General features: G+C 64.6%; 10 protein-coding genes. 5 read left to right on the top strand and 5 right to left on the bottom strand.

Annotated elements, in window-relative coordinates; genetic code table 11:
- Positions 1-148: 148 nt before the first annotated feature.
- Complete coding sequence (locus tag EJ074_RS13585; protein WP_129553515.1) at positions 149-907, bottom strand: SDR family oxidoreductase; 759 nt, start codon at positions 905-907, stop codon at positions 149-151.
- A gap of 97 nt (positions 908-1,004) precedes the next feature.
- On the opposite strand from EJ074_RS13585, the gene EJ074_RS13580 reads away from it, so the two are divergent.
- Positions 1,005-1,931, top strand: coding sequence for a LysR family transcriptional regulator (locus EJ074_RS13580; RefSeq protein WP_095806664.1), 927 nt, complete (start codon positions 1,005-1,007; stop codon positions 1,929-1,931).
- 518 nt (positions 1,932-2,449) lie between these two features.
- On the opposite strand, the gene murJ is transcribed toward EJ074_RS13580, so the two are convergent.
- Genes murJ through EJ074_RS13565 form a run of 3 tightly spaced genes read right to left on the bottom strand, consistent with a single transcriptional unit; the run spans position 2,450 to position 7,755 of the window.
- Positions 2,450-4,042: a murein biosynthesis integral membrane protein MurJ gene (gene murJ, locus EJ074_RS13575; protein ID WP_095806663.1), complete on the bottom strand. Its 1,593-nt coding sequence runs from the start codon at positions 4,040-4,042 to the stop codon at positions 2,450-2,452.
- Positions 4,043-4,088: 46 nt separating this feature from the next.
- Positions 4,089-6,893, bottom strand: coding sequence for a [protein-PII] uridylyltransferase (locus EJ074_RS13570; RefSeq protein WP_095806662.1), 2,805 nt, complete (start codon positions 6,891-6,893; stop codon positions 4,089-4,091).
- Positions 6,894-6,903: 10 nt separating this feature from the next.
- Complete coding sequence (locus EJ074_RS13565) at positions 6,904-7,755, bottom strand: glycosyltransferase family 25 protein (protein ID WP_095806661.1); 852 nt, start codon at positions 7,753-7,755, stop codon at positions 6,904-6,906.
- Positions 7,756-7,938: 183 nt separating this feature from the next.
- On the opposite strand from EJ074_RS13565, the gene EJ074_RS13560 reads away from it, so the two are divergent.
- The 3 genes from EJ074_RS13560 (at position 7,939) to EJ074_RS13550 (ending at position 11,818) form a co-directional block, all read left to right on the top strand.
- Positions 7,939-10,443 carry a heavy metal translocating P-type ATPase gene (locus EJ074_RS13560; RefSeq protein ID WP_165349928.1) on the top strand — a complete coding sequence of 835 codons (2,505 nt, stop codon included), beginning with the start codon at positions 7,939-7,941 and terminating at the stop codon, positions 10,441-10,443.
- A gap of 43 nt (positions 10,444-10,486) precedes the next feature.
- Positions 10,487-10,876 carry a DUF305 domain-containing protein gene (locus EJ074_RS13555; RefSeq protein WP_129553513.1) on the top strand — a complete coding sequence of 130 codons (390 nt, stop codon included), beginning with the start codon at positions 10,487-10,489 and terminating at the stop codon, positions 10,874-10,876.
- 96 nt (positions 10,877-10,972) lie between these two features.
- Positions 10,973-11,818 carry an aldo/keto reductase gene (locus EJ074_RS13550; RefSeq protein ID WP_095806658.1) on the top strand — a complete coding sequence of 282 codons (846 nt, stop codon included), beginning with the start codon at positions 10,973-10,975 and terminating at the stop codon, positions 11,816-11,818.
- Between the two features lie 67 nt (positions 11,819-11,885).
- Here the strand turns inward: EJ074_RS13550 and mutS are convergent, their stop codons facing one another.
- Positions 11,886-14,621: a DNA mismatch repair protein MutS gene (mutS, locus tag EJ074_RS13545; RefSeq protein WP_095806657.1), complete on the bottom strand. Its 2,736-nt coding sequence runs from the start codon at positions 14,619-14,621 to the stop codon at positions 11,886-11,888.
- A gap of 260 nt (positions 14,622-14,881) precedes the next feature.
- On the opposite strand from mutS, the gene EJ074_RS13540 reads away from it, so the two are divergent.
- Positions 14,882-17,161, top strand: a complete 2,280-nt coding sequence (locus tag EJ074_RS13540) for an NADP-dependent malic enzyme (RefSeq protein WP_095806656.1) — start codon at positions 14,882-14,884, stop codon at positions 17,159-17,161.
- The last annotated feature ends 56 nt before the right edge of the window (positions 17,162-17,217 follow it).

The following is a 17,217-nucleotide window of genomic DNA, read 5'->3' as shown; positions in this document are numbered from 1 at the left end:
CGCCGAAGGCCGCAGTTACCGTTGGATTGCTCGCGATCTCGACATCAGCAAAAACACTGTTGCTGAGATCGCCAAACACAGGCGCGCGCAAGGTGAGTGACCGCGTGCCGCTCGCTAGAGGAACTGTTGCATGCGTAAACATTCTTTTTTAAAGCCGCGGCCCACCGAGCGTAAATCCACCGTCGATCAGAATGTCCTGGCCGGTGACAAAACGCGCGTCATCAGATAGCAACCAGGCAACCGTCCCGGCTACGTCTTCGGGTGTCCCGTTACGCCGGAGTGGCGCGTGAGCAGCCAGCTTGCCAGCCAAGGATGGATCGAGCGCCTCTTCAGCCATCGGCGTGAGAATGATCCCAGGGCTGATGCTGTTAACCCGAATATCTCGCGGTCCTTGCTCCATTGCGAGCGTACGCGTCATGGTGACAGTTGCCCCTTTGGTCGTAGCATAAACACCTGCGCCGGGCATCACGCTGTCGACTGTCCACGAGGCATTGATGACGATCGCGCCGCCCTCTAGGAACGGCAAGCAATGTTTGATTGAGAGAAATGTGCCCAGCACGTTCGTTGACATCAGGTCCGCAAAATCCGCAACCTCCGCCTCGGCTAGCGGCTTGAATTGTCCCAATATTCCCGCATTGGCGAAGAGGCCATCTATGTGTCCTGCTGTGTCAGCGACTTGCCCGAACAGTGCAGAAACTTGGTCCGAATTGCCGATGTCGCACGCCATCACTCTGGCTACCCCGCCGGTGGCCGTGATTTCAGCAGCCACTTGTTCGAGCAGCTCTAGGCGTCGCCCGACAAGGACGGTCTGCGCTCCCTCCGCAGCGAGGCGAATTGCAGCCGAACGCCCAATACCCGTTCCCGCGCCAGTGATGACGACTGTTTTCTTACTGAACCGCTTGACCATCCTTGAATCTCCTGAAGGTGTCCGCGCAGTTGTAATTATCTTCTCGGTAGCTGATAATAACCCAATTTTTTGGATAATTTGAAAGCATTTCCATTAAATGGACCTTCTTCGCTCTATGCAGGCGTTCGTTGCAACTGTGCAGGCCGGCTCCATGAGCGCGGCCGCGGTAGAGCTCGGGCAGTCGCCCGCGATGGTTGGGCAGCACATTGCTGCGCTGGAGCAGCGCCTCGGAACCCGTCTCCTCAACCGAACAACACGTAGGCAGAGCCTGACGGACTTCGGCTCCAGCTATTATGAGCAATGCCGCGATATTCTGGACCGGATTGCAATCGCAGAAGAGGCAGCCGAACTGCAGCAGACGACGGCACAAGGGATACTGCGTATAACCGCGCCGACGACTTTCGGCGCGCAAGCACTGATGCCTGCGCTCTCCGGCTACCGAACTCTAGCTCCTGATGTAGAACTCGACATCACTTTGACTGATCGGAATGTAGACCTCATTGAAGAAGGGTTTGACGTTGCTTTCCGCATCGGCGTGATGTCGGATAGCAGCATGATCGCTCGACCTTTAAAGCCCTATCGAATGGCGATCTGCGCCGCGCCAGAATATCTCGCGGACAGGGGAGTCCCCTCGCATCCCAAGGAACTGGTAGATCACGAAATTGTGGCGTTCACACCATCAGCGCACTCGGCCTGGAGATTTACCGGCAGAGAGGAAGACCTACGAGTCTCGCCGAGGCGAATGATAACCGTGAACAATGGTCAAGCTGTCCTTGCAGCAGCCCGAGCGGGCCTCGGCATTATCATGCAGCCTGAAATACTGCTGATGCGCGACATCGAAGCAGGCTGCTTGATCCGGCTTTTCCCGGATTGGCATCTTGGAGAGCGCCCCATGTGGCTGCTCTACTATCGCGACAGACGCATGACGCCCAGACTACGCAGTTTCATTTCTTTTGCCGTTTCGATCTTTGGCTCATCTACAGTCGCCGATAGAAATGATCGCCTGGAAGGTGGGGTATCGTGACAACTCAGCGGCGTTCAGATGCTTAGAGCGTCATTTTGCCCCTAGACCGAACCGACCCCTTCCTGGTCGCGCCGTGGGGCTATGCAACGTCGAAACTGGCCGGCGCCGGCTACCTCATCTATTCGGGCGTAAGGCTTATCGTCCTGGTTGAGAAACGCAGCGCAGCCGATGCTATATTGCCCGCCGGTGCGAAGAATTTCCGGACCAGCAGGGCCTTCTGGATCGGCTTTGCAACGAGCCTTGCCAATCCGCGTCGGCGCTTTCGGTTGCCAGTATCTTTGCCGTCGCCTTGCCGGCGCAGCCCTCGCTTGCCCTGGGGACTTCGCTCGCGGTCGCGCTCAGGGTGGCGATCTCGGTCGGCTGGTATGCCTGCGTGGTCTGGCTGCTCCGCCGAAGCGGTTTCCAACGGCTACCAGCGGCTGCGCCGTGCTATCGATCGCATCGCCGGCGGCCTGCTCAGTCTGTTCGGAGCCAAGCTGGCGCTGGAGCGCGGGCAAGCGCCGGCGGCTCGCTGGTCGTCATTCCGTTGGCGGCGGCGTGGCCTTTGCCGAGCCACGCCTGACGTTGCGCCGGATCATGCCGAAATCGGCGCCGCCGGTGCCGAAGGCGGTGATGAAGTAGAGCGCAGCACCCCCGCCGACGAGCGTGAGCAGCGTCGTCGCCTTGACCACCAGCGGCGAGCCGGGTCCGAGCTTCGCGGCGAAATAGTGCTCGGCGAAGTAAAGCGCTGTCGCCATTATGACGGCCGAAAGCACCAGCCGCGGAATCCGCCTCAACAGCGGCATGTCGCGCCCCCAATGGCCGCGGCGGATCAGCATGCCGAGCAGCATCAGCGCGTTGACCCAGCCCGCGATGGCCGAGGCGACGGCGATGCCCGGCGCACCCATCGACGGGAACAGGGACAAGGCGATGGCGACATTCACGCCGACCGAGATGGCGGCGAAGATCATCGGCGTGCGCGTGTCCTCGCGCGCGAAATAGCCGGGCGTGAAGGCCTTGATCAGCACGAAGGCCGGCAGGCCGAGACCGAAGATCGCCAGGATCGAGGCGACGACCGGCGTCGAATTGTTGGCGGCGAAGGCGCCGCGCTCATAGACCAGCCGCACGATCGGCTCCGACATCACCCAGAGCGCGGCTGCGGCCGGCAGCGTCATGAACAGCGTGAACTCGACCGAGCGGTTCTGCAGATTGGCGGCCTCGATCAGGTTCCCCGATTTCAACGCCCGCGACAGTTCCGGCAACAGCACGATCGCCACCGCCACGCCGACGACGCCGAGCGGCAGCTGGTAGATGCGGTCGGCGTAAGCCAATGAGGACACGGCGCTGTTCTGCCCCGAGGCGATCGCCGTGCCGACAAGCTGGTTGATCTGGGTGATGCCGCCGGTGATCGCGGCCGGCAGCGCCAGGATCAGCAGCCGCTTGACGTTGGGCGTCATCTTCGGCCGGCGGAAGCCGATCGAGATGCCGGCATGGCGCACCGCCACCCAGACGATGGCGAGCTGAACCAGCCCCGCCGCCAGCACGCCCCATGAGAGCCCGAAGCCGACATCATGGGCGTCCAGACCGTGATACCAGGCGTAAGCCAGCACGCTGATCAGGATGATGTTGAGGAAGGCCGGCGCGATCGCCGCCGCGAAATAGCGGCGCAGCGAATTCAGCATGCCGGCCATCATGGCGCCGAGCGACATGCAGATCAGGTACGGAAACATGATCGTCGCCAGCCGGACGGTCGTCTCGAATTTGCCTGGGATGTCGGCAAAGCCCGGCGCCACCAGATAGCGGACGATCAGCGGCATCGCCAGTTCCATGGCGATGGTGAGCGCCAGCAGCGCCGAGAACAGCACGCCGAACACTTCCTCCGAAAAGCGCTTGGCGCCGTCGGTGCCGTGCGTCTCGATCTCCTTGGCGAAGAGCGGCACGAAGGCGGCGTTGAACGCGCCCTCGGCGAACAGCCGGCGGAATGTGTTGGGAAACTGGAAGGCCGCGTTGAAGGCGTCAGCGACCGGCCCGGTGCCGAGCGCCGCCGCCATCAGCATCTCGCGGCCGAAGCCCAGCGCGCGGCTCATCAGCGTGCCGGAAGCGACCGTGGCGAATTTCTTGACAAGGCTCATGCGGTGAATGACTGCCTGCGCAATTGCGTCAAATGGATGGTGATGATCACTCGGCGGCCGCTGCCTTGGCCTTGCCGTTGCGTTCGGCCGCGTTGCCTTCGAGCGTGTCGATCAGCCGCTTGTGGATGGTGGCCGTGCGCGTCGGGCTGTCGATCTTCTGCCCGGTGAGGTCGGTGACGTAGAAGGTGTCGATGACCTTCTCGCCGAATGTGGTGATGTGCGCCGAGGCGATATCGAGCGACAGGTCGGACAGCGCGCGGGTGATCTCGGAGAGCAGGCCCGGCCGGTCCAGCCCCTCGATCTCGATAACGGAAAAGCGGTTCGACAGCGTGTTGCGGATCTCGGCGCGCGGTGGGATGCGGAACGCCTTGGCGCCGCGCTTAGGCTTGGTGCGTTTCTCGATCATCTCGGGCAGCCAGCTCTTGCCGGACAGCACGTCCTCGATCAGCCGCCCGACGCGCTCTGCGCGTCGCCTTTCGTCTTCGTCCAGGTCGAACTCCCGGGAGATCAGGATGGTATCCAGGGCCCGGCCGTCCGAGGTGGTGAAGATCTGCGCATCGACGATGTTGCCGCCGGCCGCGGCACAGGCACCGGCAATGACGGAGAGCAGGCGCGGATGGTCCTGCGCCAGCACGGTCACCTCGGTCACTGCCTCGAACTCATGCGTCTTGACCATGGTGGCGAGCTTCTTGCCGGCGGCATCCGCCTCGCGGACGAACTCGGCATGGCGCAATTGGTCCGGCAGGTCGACCGTCAGCAGATAATTCTCGTAATGCTGGGCGACGTAGCGTTTGCGCTCCTTGGCCGGCCAGCCAGCCAGCGCCTCCGCCAGTTGCTCGCGTGCTTCCGCCGTGCGCTCGGCGCGCGAGACTTCCGAGAAGCCGCCGGTCAAAAGCAGTTCGGTCTCGAAATAGAGCGTGCGCAGCAGCTGTCCCTTCCAGCCGTTCCAGACGCCCGGCCCCACGCCCCGGATATCGCAGACGGTGAGGATCAAAAGCAGTTTCAGCCGCTCCACCGATTGCACGATCGAGGCAAAATCCTCGATCGTCTTGCGGTCGTTGAGGTCGCGCGTCTGCGCCGTCATCGACATGACGAGATGGTTCTCGACCAGCCAGGCGACAGTCTCGGTATCGGCGGCCGACAGCCCCATATGCGGGCAGATGCGCCGCGCGATCCTGGCGCCGGCTTCCGAATGGTCCTCCGGCCGCCCCTTGGCGATGTCGTGCAGCAGCACCGCGACATAGAGCGCCTCGCGGCTTTTCTTCAGTCCCGGCATCAGCGAGTGCGACAGCGGATGAACCTTCGCGCCGTCGCCGCGCTCGATCTCGGCCAGCACGCCGATGCAGCGGATGAGATGCTCGTCCACCGTATAGTGGTGGTACATCGAGAACTGCATCATGGCGACGATCTTGCCGAAGTCGGGGATCAGCTTGCCGAGCAGTCCAGCCTCGTTCATGCGTCTGAGGTTGAGCTCGGCATTGCGGTCGGAGGTGAGGATGTCGAGGAACAGCCGGTTGGCTTCCTCGTCGCGCCGGAGCGATTTGTGGACGAGCCCGAGCGAGCGGGTGAGCAGCTTCAGCGCATCCGGATGGAATTCCAGCCCATGCTTGTCGGCGAACCAGAACAGCCGCAGCAGGTTGACCGGATCGCGCTCGAACACCATGTCGTCGGCGATGTTGATGCGGTGGTTGTCGACGATGAAGTCGGACGTGCCGGCAAGCTTGCGCTTGCGCCGTGAGAAGGTGAGGAAGATGCGGTTGAAGCCGGGCACATGCTTGGCCTGCTCCTCTTCCAGCGCCGCGCAGAAGATGCGGGTCAGGTCACCGACATCCTTGGCGACGAGAAAATAGTGCTTCATGAAGCGCTCGACCGCCGACAGGCCGGGATGCGTGGTGTAGCCCAGCCGCTCCGCGATCTCGCGCTGGATGTCGAAATGCACCCGCTCCTCGGCCTTGCCGGTGAGGAAATGCATGTGGCAGCGCACGGCCCACAGGAAATCCTCGGCCTTCTGGAACTCGCGATATTCGGCCCCGGTGAAGACGCCCTTCTCGACCAGCTCCTCGCCGGTGCGGACGCGGTAGAAATATTTGCCGATCCAGAACAGCGTCTGCAGATCGCGCAGCCCGCCCTTGCCGTCCTTGACGTTGGGCTCGACCAGATAGCGGCTTTCGCCCGCCTTGGCATGGCGTTCGTCGCGCTCGGCGAGCTTGGCCTGCACATATTCCGGCCCCGTGGTGCGCACCACTTCATGGTCGAACCGGGTGAGCAACTCGTCATAGAGCTTGCGTTCGCCCCACAGGAAACGCGCTTCCAGGATCGAGGTGCGGATGGTGACGTCGGTGCGCGAAAGCCTGAGGCACTCCTCGATGTTGCGGGTGGCGTGGCCGACCTTCAGCCCCATGTCCCACAGCATATAGAGCATGTATTCGACGATCTGCTCGCCCCAGGGCGTCTGCTTGTAGGGAAGCAGGAACAGAAGGTCGATGTCGGAGCCGGGCGCCAGCGTGCCGCGGCCATAGCCGCCGACCGCGACGATGGCCATGCGCTCGGCCGCCGAGCGGTTCTTGACCCTGTAGACATGCGTCGCGGCGAAGTCGTAGAGGGCCCGGATCAGCTCGTCCATCAGATGCGAGAGCCGCTCGGCGCAGGCGTTGCCGCCGCCATCTTCCTTCAGCATGGCTTCCGCGATCTTGCGTCCATCGGCCAGGCGGGCCTTGAGCAACTGCAGGACGGCCGCGCGTGTCGCCTGGCGGGAACCGTCCCCCGCATGGGCCGCGGTCAGCGCGGTCATGTCGCGGCGCAATGCCTCGCCGTCGATGATTTCGTCGAGTTTCAGGGAGATCTTTGCCATTCGGCGGCGTCTATAGCGCGTTTTTTTCGCGCTGTGTATGGGGCGGCCGGACGCGTGTTCGATACTGTTCGAAGGGCACGATCAACGATCGCCGCAGCCGGCAGAGATCCGCAAGCTGTTGCCATATCCGCCGGAATTCGCGCCTGATCCTGTCGCCGGATGATCCCTTCGGCTTTCTGTGGATGCCTCTCAGCTCAAGCTGCTCTTCGCGATCCTGCACGAGCAGGCTTGGGAACCGGATCATTCCTTGCGCGATGAAATGCTCCTGGGCGCAAAGCGCCGGCCGCAACTGGTAGATCGCCTCGACGGAAGGGGGCTTGAATCGCGGATTGAACAGCACGTGGTCGACCGGTCTGCTGATCACCTCGGTCGCCTCGAGCAGTGCTCCGGCGGCTCGTTTCGACACGATGTAGCCGGCGCTGCCGAGATGGACACCATGCAGCCTGCTTGCCGAAAATCCGCGACGGACGGCGAGGCGCCTGCGCGCAACGGTCGTTTTGTGGAAGAAGGTCTCGAGCTTGATGATGCCGGCATCGGCCGGGATCCAGCTGGCATCGGCAAGCAGTGCCCCTGCATTGCCCGAAACGAGCACGTCATCCTCGAACACGGCGACATAGGCATCGTCACCGGCAGCAATCCGCGACCAGCACTCCCTGTGGCTGAGCAGGCACGCGATCTCACCCTCGGTCATACGCAGTTTGGAAGCATGGTTTGCCGGCCGCGCCATTGAGGCAAGATCGGGCAGGCTCATCCCCTCGACGGCCGCGACCCGCTCGAATGGGACACCGATCCGGTCGAATTGGGCCGCGACATGGGCAAGCCTGTCGCTAGACCGGTCAAGGTTGATGACAAGGCATTTCATCGGGGGTATCGCCGCGCGCCAACTTGGCGGCTGCATAGCATGTTGCCTTGGTTTGGTGTGTATTTTTCGGCTCTGCCGCGGGCCTTGAGGCAAGGCGGCTCAAAAAGTCAGAAGCAGCCCTTGACCTTCCAGTAACTGGAAGGACTACCTCCACTTCAATTCGAAACGCCGGAGGCGCTGTTCATGGCCGACCATCACCACAATCACGCGCATGGCGCGCGCTGCTGCTCCGCCAAGGCGGCCGCGCCCGCCGCCGAGGCGGTTGCTCGCGACCCGGTCTGCGGCATGACGGTCGATCCTGCCGCCGGCAAGCCGACGGCCGAGCATGCCGCTCGGACGTTCCATTTCTGCAGCGAGCGCTGTCGCGCCAAATTCCAGGCCGAGCCGCAGCCCTATCTGACGGCTGTCGATCCCGTCTGCGGCATGAATGTCGACCGCGCAAGCGCGAAGCATTTTGCTCGCCATGAAGGGCAGGGGCTCTATTTCTGCTCGGCCACCTGCAAGGAGAGGTTCGAAGCCGATCCGGCAAAATACCTGGCGGGCCGACCGGCGCCGCAGCCGATGCCGAAGGGCACGCAATACACCTGCCCGATGCATCCCGAGATCATCCGCGACAAGCCCGGCTCGTGCCCGATCTGCGGCATGGCGCTGGAGCCGATGGGCCTGCCTACCGGCGACGAGGCCCCGAATCCGGAACTCGTCGATTTCACGCGCCGGTTCTGGATCAGCGCCGTGCTCTCGCTGCCGCTGCTCATCATCGCCATGGCGCCGATGCTGGGTCTGAGTTTCGAGCACGTCGTCGACGATAGGACAAAGACATGGGCAGAGTTGGTGCTGGCGAGCCCCGTGGTGCTGTGGGCAGCCTTCCCCTTCTTCCGCCGCGGTTGGGAGTCGATCCTGAACCGCAGCCCGAACATGTGGACGTTGATCTCGCTCGGCGTTGCGGCTGCCTTTCTTTACAGCGTCGCCGCAACTCTGTTCCCGGGCGTCTTCCCGCATCAGTTTCGAGGCCATGACGGCGCCGTGCCCGTTTATTTCGAGGCCGCCGCCGTCATCGTAGCGCTGGTGTTCCTGGGGCAGGTGATGGAACTCAGAGCCCGTGAACGCACCGGCTCTGCCATCCGCGCCCTGCTCGATCTCGCGCCGAAGACGGCGCGCCTGATCGGCGCCGACGGTTCCGAAACCGATGTGCCGCTCGACAGCGTCAAGGCGGGCGACCGGCTCCGCGTTCGTCCCGGCGATGCCGTGCCGGTCGACGGTGTCGTGCTGGAAGGCCGCTCGGCGATCGACGAATCGATGATCACTGGCGAACCGCTCCCGGTCGAAAAGACCGAAGGCGCACCTCTCACCGGCGGCACGCTGAACAAGAACGGCTCGCTGGTCATGCGCGCCGAGAAGGTCGGCGCCGAGACCACGCTGTCGCGCATCGTCGAACTGGTCGCCAAGGCGCAGCGCTCGCGCGCTCCGATCCAGGGGCTGGCCGACCGCGTATCCTTCTACTTCGTTCCGGCCGTCGTGGTGGTGGCCGTCATTGCCTTCGCCGCCTGGGCGGTCCTCGGGCCCGAGCCTGGCCTGATCTTCGCCATCGTCTCGGCGGTGTCGGTGCTGATCATCGCCTGCCCCTGTGCGCTGGGCCTGGCGACGCCGATGTCGATCATGACTGCCACCGGACGTGGCGCGCAGGCCGGCGTGCTGATCAAGGAAGCCGCCGCCCTCGAGCGTTTCGCTTCCGTCGACACTCTCATCGTCGACAAGACCGGTACCTTGACCGAGGGGCGCCCAAGACTGACCGATGTCGTCGCTGCCGACGGCGTCGATGAGGATGAGCTGCTGGGCCTGGCCGCGGGCCTCGAAAAGGGCTCGGAGCATCCGCTGGCCGAAGCGATCGTTGCGGGGGCCGGCGAACGCGGACTGAAGATTGCCGATGCCGGCAATTTCGAAGCCGTGACCGGCAAGGGCGTCTCCGGCACGGTGGCGGGCAGGAGGGTCGCGCTCGGCAATGCGGCGATGATGGCCGATCTTGGCGTCGACACCTCCGCACTGTCGGCCAAGGCCGAAGCGCTGCAGATCGACGGCAAGACGGCGATGTTCGTCGCCACAGACGGCAAGCCGGCCGGCATCGTCGCCGTCGCCGATCCGGTCAAGGCAACGACCGCCGAGGCGATCCAGGCCCTGCATGACAGCGGGCTGAAGATCGTCATGGCCACCGGCGACAACGAACGTACCGCCAAGGCGATTGCGGCCAGGCTCGGCATCGACGAGGTGCGCGCCGGCCTCCTGCCGGAGGAAAAGGGCGCGCTGGTCGACCAACTGCGCGCCAGGGGCGCCGGCGTTGCGATGGCTGGCGACGGCGTCAACGACGCGCCGGCGCTGGCTGCCTCCGATGTCGGCATCGCCATGGGCACCGGCGCCGACGTCGCGGTCGAAAGCGCCGGCATCACCCTGGTGAAGGGCGATCTCAACGGCATCGTCAGAGCGCGCACGCTCGCCCGGGCGACCATCCGCAACATTCGCCAGAACCTGTTCTTCGCCTTCCTCTACAACGTGCTCGGCGTGCCGATCGCCGCCGGCGTGCTTTATCCGCTCACCGGCACGCTGCTCTCGCCGATGCTGGCGGCGGCGGCGATGAGCCTGTCGTCGGTCTCGGTCATTGCCAACGCGCTGCGGCTGAGAACGTTGAAACTCTGACCGAAGTCCCCAGATACGAAATCAAGTCAAAAGGAGATGTTGAATGACCTTGGCCAAGAAAATCGTGCTGCTGTTGATGGCGGCAGGAATGCTGATCGCGGTATTCCTCGAAAGCGTGCCTGCGCAATCGGACGAGATGAAGCACGACATGTCGGGCATGGCGATGGGCGCGCAGAGCCCTGCCACCGTTGGCTTCAAGGCGGCGATGGACAAGATGCACCAGGATATGATGATCAACTACACCGGCAATGCCGACGTCGACTTCGTCCGCGGCATGATCCCGCACCATCAGGGCGCCATCGACATGGCCAAGGTGGTGATCGCCAACGGCAAGGATCCGGAAATCCGCAAGCTCGCCGAAGCTGTCGTCAAGGCGCAGGAAGCCGAGATCAAGGAAATGCAGGACTGGCTCCAAAGGCATCCGGTCAACTAGCAGGCCGTCGCCGGAAATCCCGACCAAAGCGCACGGCTTGAACTCTGGATTTCCAATCGCGACTGTGCTGCGATCCGGCATTCAGCGGAGCAAGCCATGCCCTCTACCATCAGGACCACCAGTCTCCCATCCGGCGAAACCGTTCCTGTGCTGGGGCAGGGCACCTGGAAAATGGGCGAGGATCGGCGCCGCCGCGCCGACGAGGTCGCGGCGCTTAAGCTCGGACTGGACCTCGGCATCACGCTGATCGATACGGCCGAGATGTATGCCGGCGGCGGCGCCGAGGAAGTCGTGGCCGAAGCCATTGCCGGGCGCCGCGACGAGACCTTCCTGGTCTCGAAAGTGCTGCCGACCAATGCCTCGCGTGCCGGCGTGAAGCGGGCCTGCGAGAACAGCCTGACGCGGCTCGCCACCGACCGCATCGATCTCTATCTGCTGCACTGGCCGGGCAGCGTGCCTTTGGCTGAAACCGTCGCAGCCTTCGAGGACTTGAAGTCGGCCGGCAAGATCCGCCACTGGGGCGTCAGCAATTTCGACACCGACGAGATGGAGGAACTCGTCGGCCTGCCCTCCGGCGGCAACGTCCAGACCAACCAGATCCTCTACAATCTTTCGCGGCGCGGCCCGGAATTCGATCTCGCGCCCTGGAGCCTGCAACGCGGCATTCCGCTCATGGCCTATTCGCCGATCGAGCAGGGCGCGCTGGCACGCAACGCCAGGCTGGACGCTGTGGCCGCCCGCCATGATGCCACCGCCGCGCAAGTCGCTCTCGCCTGGGTGATGGCGCACAAAGGCGTCATCGCCATTCCGAAAGCCAGCCGTCAGGATCATGTCCGCCAGAACGCAACCGCGCTCGACATCGGGCTGACGGCGCAAGATTTCGCTGACCTCGACCGCGCCTTCCCGCCGCCGACGCGCAAGCGCGGGCTGGAGATGATTTGAGTGAGGGAAGCTGCCGATCTCCCCCATAAGGAGGGAGATCAGCCGTCATCGCGGCTTTCGCCAGCCGTCAACGCAGCGCCAATCCCTTCAGCCGATACAGCGCCTCCAGCGCTTCCCTCGGCGTCATCTCGTCGGGATTGATGCCGCCGAGCGCTTCGCTTAGCGCGTCGTTCTTCGCCGGCTTCGGCGCTTCTCGTTTCACCGCAACCGAAAACAGCGGCAGGTCGTCGACCAGGCGGTTGGCCTTGCCCGAGACCTCGCCCTCCTCCAACTGGTGCAGCACCTCCTTGGCCCGCGCCACCACCGCTTCCGGCAGGCCTGCGAGCCGCGCCACCTGCACGCCGTAGGAGCGGTCGGCCGCGCCCTTGCCGACTTCGTGCAGGAACACCACGTCGCCTTCCCACTCCTTGACCCGCATGGTGACGTTGTGAAGCCGGGGCAGCTTGCCGGCGAGCGCCGTCATCTCGTGGAAATGCGTGGCGAAGATCGCCCGGCAGCGGTTCTTCTCGTGCAGATACTCGACCGCCGCCCAGGCGATCGACAACCCGTCGAAGGTCGCCGTGCCGCGGCCGATCTCGTCGAGGATGACGAGCGCCCGTTCGCCGGCCTGGTTGAGGATCGCCGCCGTCTCGACCATCTCGACCATGAAGGTCGAGCGGCCGCGCGCCAGATCGTCCGAGGCGCCGACGCGCGAGAACAGCCGGTCGACGACGCCGATATGGGCGTTCTGCGCCGGCACGAAGGAGCCGGTCTGCGCGAGAATGGCGATCAGCGCATTCTGTCTTAGGAAGGTCGATTTACCGCCCATGTTCGGGCCGGTGAGCAGCCAGATGGCGCCGGCCTTGGCCCCGGCGTCGGGCGAGAGATCGCAGTCATTGGCGACGAACGGGCCTTCGCCCGAACGCCGCAGAGCCTGTTCGACGACCGGATGACGGCCGCCGGCAACCTCGAAGGCGAGGCTGGCATCGACAAGCGGGCGGCACCAGCCCTCGCTTTCGGCAAGCACGGCCAGCGCCGACGAAACGTCGAGCACGGCGAGCGCCTCTGCGCCGGCCCGGATCCGCTCCGCCTCGCCGACCACCTCTGCCGTCAGCCTGTCGAAGGCGGCGAGCTCGATGCTGAGCGCCCGGTCGGCGGCATTGGCGATCTTCGATTCCAGCTCCGCCAGCTCGGTCGTGGTGAAGCGCATGGCATTGGCCATGGTCTGGCGGTGGATGAAGCGCGCCTTGGCCTCATCGCTGCCGGTCATGATCGAGTGATGGTTGGCGGTAACCTCGATATAATAGCCCAGCACGTTGTTGTGCCGAATCTTCAGCGAGCGGATGCCGGTCTCCTCGATCAGCGAGCGCTCCAGTCCGGCGATGACCTTGCGCGATTCGTCGCGCAGCGCCCGCATCTCGTCGAGCTCGGCGTGATAGCCGCTGCGCACGAAGCCGCCATCGCGCTTGATCAACGGCAGCTCGTCGTCGAGCGCCTCCCTGAGGTGGCGGGCGAGCGCCTCGGGCAGGGCGTTGATCGCGGCAAGCGCAGCGGCCAGCTCGGCCGGCAGGTCTGCCGTTGCCAGCAATGCGGCGATCGCGCCTGCCGCTTCGAAGCCGGCGCGCAGCGCCCCGAGGTCGCGCGGACCGCCGCGGTTGAGCGCCAGCCTGGACAGCGCCCTTGGCATGTCGGCGACGCTTTTGAGGCTCACGCGCAGGCCCTGGCAGAACCGCGTCTCGGCACGGAACAACGATACCGAGTCCAGCCTTGCCGCGATCGCCGCCGGATCGGTCAGCGGCGCCATCAGCCGGTCGGCGAGCAATCTGGCGCCGCCTCCGGTCACGGTGCGGTCGATCGCCTTGAACAGCGAGCCGTCCCGACTGCCGGAAAGCGTGCGCAACAGCTCCAGATTGGCCCGTGTCGCCGGGTCGATGAACAGCGTCGATCCGCTCTCCTCGCGCTCGGGGCGCGACAGCGGCGGCCGCTCGGCCTTCTGCGTCTTCTCGACATACGCGATCACGCCGGAAATCGCCGAGAGCTCGGCGCGCGAGAACGTACCGAAGCTGTCGGGGGTCGCCACCTCGAAGAAGCGGGCGATGCGGCCCGTGGCCGAGGCTGAGTCGAAGAGCGACGGCGGCTGCGGGTTGGCGACCCGGCCGAGAACGTCGAAAACCGGCCGCAGCTCCGGGTCGTGGAACACCGGCTCGGCGACGATCAGCTCGCGCGGATCAACGCGGAAAATATCGGCAAGCAGCCGTTCGGCCGTGGTTTCAGCCACTCGGAACGCGCCGGTCGAGATGTCGATCCAGGCCAGCGCGAAGCTGCCCTGGTTGCCCGCGCTGCTGCCCTTCACCCGCCCCAGCGCCATCAGGAAGCTCGATTCGGAAGGCGCCAGCAGCTTGTCCTCTGTGATCGTGCCGGGCGTGACCAGCCGCACCACGTCGCGGCGCACCACCGATTTCGAGCCGCGCTTCTTGGCTTCCGCCGGGTCCTCGATCTGCTCGCAGACGGCGACGCGAAAGCCTTGCCCGATCAGCTTTTGCAGATAGTCGTCCGCTGCATGCACCGGCACGCCGCACATCGGGATGTCGTGCCCCTGATGCTTGCCGCGCTTGGTGAGCACGATGCCGAGCGCCTGACTGGCCTTCTCGGCGTCATCGAAGAACAGCTCGTAGAAATCACCCATGCGGTAGAAGAGCAGCGAATCCGGGTTCGCGGCCTTGATCTCGATATACTGCTCCATCATCGGCGTGACGCCGCCGATGGCGGGCGCCGGCGTCGTCGCTTCCTGGGCGTCGGGGTCGGTCGGCATGTGCATGTTCATGCCCGGACGCTAGCAGATGTGGGCAGGCGGTTTAATGCCGAGTGCTCGAAAAGCAGGGGAAAGCGCCGGTCATGATGCCATTCCTGCCACAGCATCGCCGGACCGCGTTAACGTGCGATCCTGGCGGCTTCGCGCCGGGAACGGCGATTGCCCATGGCTTGGCGGTTTACAGCGGCGGCCTCTGGCCTTAATCGGAAAAAACAACAAAACACGGGCATCCATCTCAAGGGTGCCGCACCGGCGAGGAAATCAAGAGCATCATGGCCAGGAAAACCGAAAGCAGCGGCCCTTCCGTCAGCGCGCAGGAGGCGCTGGAATTCCATGCCATGGGGCGGCCCGGCAAGCTGGAGATCGTCGCCACCAAGCCGATGGCCACGCAGCGCGATCTGAGCCTCGCCTATTCGCCGGGCGTCGCCGTCCCGGTGCGCGCCATCGCGGAAGACCCGAGCCGCGCCTTCGACTACACGTCGCGCGGCAACATGGTCGCCGTCATCTCCAACGGCACTGCAATTCTTGGATTGGGCAATCTTGGCGCGCTCGCATCCAAGCCGGTCATGGAAGGCAAGGCGGTGCTGTTCAAGCGCTTCGCCGACGTCGATTCCATCGATCTCGAGGTCGCGACCGAAGATGCCGACGAGTTCATCAATTGCGTGCGCTTCCTTGGACCTTCCTTCGGCGGCATCAACCTCGAGGACATCAAGGCGCCGGAATGCTTCATCATCGAGCAGCGCCTGCGCGAGCTGATGGACATACCCGTCTTTCATGACGACCAGCACGGCACCGCCATCATCTCGGCCGCCGGGCTGATCAACGCGCTGGAGATCACCGGCCGCGACATGAAGAACACCAAGATGGTCTGCAACGGCGCGGGCGCGGCGGGCATCGCCTGCATCGAATTGATGAAGGCGATGGGATTCTCGCCGGAGAACGTCATCCTGTGCGACACCAAGGGCGTCGTCTTCCAGGGCCGCACCGAGGGCATGAACCAGTGGAAGTCGGCGCATGCGGTCAAGACCGAGGCGCGGTCGCTCGCCGAAGCGCTGGAGGGCGCCGACGTCTTCCTCGGGCTCTCCGCCAAGGGCGCGCTGACCACGGCCATGGTGCAGTCGATGGCGAAGAACCCGATCATCTTCGCCATGGCCAATCCCGATCCGGAGATCACGCCGGAGGAAGTGGCGGAGATCCGCACCGACGCCATCATGGCAACCGGCCGATCGGACTATCCGAACCAGGTCAACAATGTGCTCGGTTTCCCCTACATCTTCCGCGGCGCGCTGGATGTCCGGGCCACCACCATCAACGACGAGATGAAGATCGCCGCCGCCCGCGCGCTGGCCGAGCTGGCACGCCGCGACGTGCCGGATGACGTCGCCGCCGCCTACCAGGGCAACCGGCCGAAATTCGGCCCCAACTACATTATCCCGGTGCCGTTCGATCCGCGCCTGATCTCGGCCATCCCGCTCGCCGTGGCCAAGGCCGCGATGGAGTCCGGCGTCGCCCGCAAGCCGATCCTCGACCTCGACCGTTACGCGCAGGAGCTTTCGGCGCGCCGCGATCCGATCGCCTCGACCCTGCAGCGCATCTACGATCGCGTGCGCCGCCAGCCCAAGCGCATCGTCTTCGCCGAGGGCGAGGAAGAGCAGGTGATGCGCGCCGCCGTCTCCTATGTGAACCAGAAGCTCGGCACGGCGATCCTGCTTGGCCGCGACGACGTCATCAAGGAGAACGCCAGGCATGCCGGCATCGATCTCGACAAACAAGGCCTCGAGATCATCAACGCCCGCCTGTCGCGCCGCAACGGCATCTACACCGACTATCTCTACGAGCGCATGCAGCGGAAGGGTTTCCTGTTCCGCGATTGCCAGCGGCTGATCAACAACGATCGCAATCACTTCGCCGCCTGCATGGTGGCGCTGGGCGACGCCGACGGCATCGTCACCGGCGTGACCCGCAACTATTCCACCGCGCTGGACGATGTTCGTCGCATCATCGATGCCAAGCCCGGCCACCGCGTCATCGGCGTTTCGATCGTGCTCGCGCGCGGCCGCACCGTCATCGTCGCCGACACCGCCGTCCACGACATGCCGAATGCCGAGCAGATCGCCGACATCGCCGAGGAGGCGGCCGGCTTTGCCCGCCGCATGGGCTATGAGCCGAGGCTTGCGATGCTCGCCTACTCCACCTTCGGCCATCCGCAGGGCGAGCGTTCCGAGCGCGTTCAGGAGGCGGTGCGCATCCTCGACAAGCGCCGCGTCGATTTCGAATATGACGGCGAGATGGCCGCCGACGTCGCGCTCAACGCCCGCGCCATGGCGCAGTATCCGTTCATCCGGCTGACCGGTCCGGCCAACGTGCTGATCATGCCGGCATTCCACTCGGCGTCGATCTCGACCAAGATGCTGCAGGAACTCGGCGGCTCGACCGTCATCGGCCCGCTGCTGGTCGGATTGAACAAGCCGGTGCAGATCGTCTCGCTTAACGCCAAGGACTCAGACATCGTCAACATGGCGGCGATCGCGGCCTACACGGCGGGGAATTGACGAACGCCAACTACGGTAGGGACGAACAATAGGCCCGCGGCGATGCCGCGGGCCTT

The organism is Mesorhizobium sp. M3A.F.Ca.ET.080.04.2.1 (assembly GCF_003952525.1).
Taxonomy (GTDB): domain Bacteria; phylum Pseudomonadota; class Alphaproteobacteria; order Rhizobiales; family Rhizobiaceae; genus Mesorhizobium.
This window is presented reverse-complemented; position numbering and strand designations above follow the sequence as displayed.

Coding starts and splice junctions, on each gene's coding strand:
- EJ074_RS13565 (WP_095806661.1), bottom strand. CDS start 7,755: ATGAAATGCCTTGTCATCAACCTTGACCGGTCTAGCGACAGGCTTGCC.
- EJ074_RS13550 (WP_095806658.1), top strand. CDS start 10,973: ATGCCCTCTACCATCAGGACCACCAGTCTCCCATCCGGCGAAACCGTT.
- EJ074_RS13540 (WP_095806656.1), top strand. CDS start 14,882: ATGGCCAGGAAAACCGAAAGCAGCGGCCCTTCCGTCAGCGCGCAGGAG.
- EJ074_RS13585 (WP_129553515.1), bottom strand. CDS start 907: ATGGTCAAGCGGTTCAGTAAGAAAACAGTCGTCATCACTGGCGCGGGA.
- EJ074_RS13580 (WP_095806664.1), top strand. CDS start 1,005: ATGGACCTTCTTCGCTCTATGCAGGCGTTCGTTGCAACTGTGCAGGCC.
- EJ074_RS13570 (WP_095806662.1), bottom strand. CDS start 6,893: ATGGCAAAGATCTCCCTGAAACTCGACGAAATCATCGACGGCGAGGCA.
- EJ074_RS13560 (WP_165349928.1), top strand. CDS start 7,939: ATGGCCGACCATCACCACAATCACGCGCATGGCGCGCGCTGCTGCTCC.
- mutS (WP_095806657.1), bottom strand. CDS start 14,621: ATGAACATGCACATGCCGACCGACCCCGACGCCCAGGAAGCGACGACG.
- EJ074_RS13555 (WP_129553513.1), top strand. CDS start 10,487: ATGACCTTGGCCAAGAAAATCGTGCTGCTGTTGATGGCGGCAGGAATG.
- murJ (WP_095806663.1), bottom strand. CDS start 4,042: ATGAGCCTTGTCAAGAAATTCGCCACGGTCGCTTCCGGCACGCTGATG.